General features: G+C 53.7%; 1 protein-coding gene. It reads left to right on the top strand.

Features of this window, described 5'->3' with window-relative positions; all coding sequences use genetic code 11:
• Window positions 1-1065, top strand: a 1065-nt coding sequence (locus tag EDF73_RS27365) for a DUF1073 domain-containing protein (RefSeq protein WP_132732061.1), incomplete at both ends; no start/stop codon positions are given.

The raw sequence follows: 1065 nt of genomic DNA, 5'->3' as shown, positions 1-1065 counted from the left end.
GAAAAGAGAGTTTCAGCGCTACGAACCTCCGAAAGGGGTCATCCCCGAGGCTATCAAAAGCGCCATTCTGGCAATGGACTCCACGCCTTACGATGATCTCAATGCTGCATATGGCGGCTACAGTTATGGCGACTTTGAGAGCTTCCCCGGTTATCCGTACCTGTCCACGCTGGCGCAGAAGCCTGAATATCGCAAGATGGTGGGAACCATTGCGGAGGAAATGACCCGCAAATGGATAAAGCTCAAAACTGTCGGCGATGAAGACAAGGCGGATCGGGTAAAACAGCTTGAAGAGGCCATGAAGCGCTTTAAAGTGCGCGAGCGCTTTAAAGAAGCTGCAGAGCATGACGGCTACTTCGGGGGAGGCCAGATTTACATTGACGTTCGTTCGCCGCGGGGAATCTCCGCATGGATGGACGACAACGAGCTGCAATCGAAGCTCTTCATGAGCGACAAGAAGATCACGAAAGGCAGCCTGCAGGGGTTCAGGGTCATCGAGCCCATCTGGACATACCCGGGGATTTATAACTCCGACAACCCGCTGAGCCCGGATTTCTACACGCCGACGCAGTGGTTTGTCATGGGCATGACCGTACATGCAAGCCGGATGATTGATTTCGTCTCGCGGCAGGTTCCCGATTTGCTGAAGGCATCGTATAACTTCCGTGGGCTGTCTCTCTCGCAGATCGCCGAGCCGTATGTAAATAACTGGCTTCGCACCCGCGACAGCGTCAGTGACATGATCCACTCCTATTCCATACCGGTTTTCAGTACGGATATGAGCCAGATCCTGACAGGTGGCGCAGCGGATACGCTGATTTCTCGCCTGCAGATAATGAACCAATGTCGCGATAACCGCGGGGCATTCGCTGTCAATAACGACCCGACCAAGCCAGAGACCGTGGAGTTTGTCAGTGCTCCTATAGCAGGGCTTGATGCTCTACAGGCGCAGTCACAGGAGCATATGTCAGCGGTATCTAGCATTCCGCTCATCAAACTGCTGGGCATTACGCCAAATGGACTAAACGCGACGTCTGACGGCGAAATACGCGTCTTCTACGACTA

This window comes from Klebsiella sp. BIGb0138, from assembly GCF_004342285.1.
Lineage (GTDB): Bacteria > Pseudomonadota > Gammaproteobacteria > Enterobacterales > Enterobacteriaceae > Klebsiella.
Note: the sequence above shows the minus strand (reverse complement) of the source record. Positions and strands in the feature narration are given on the sequence as shown.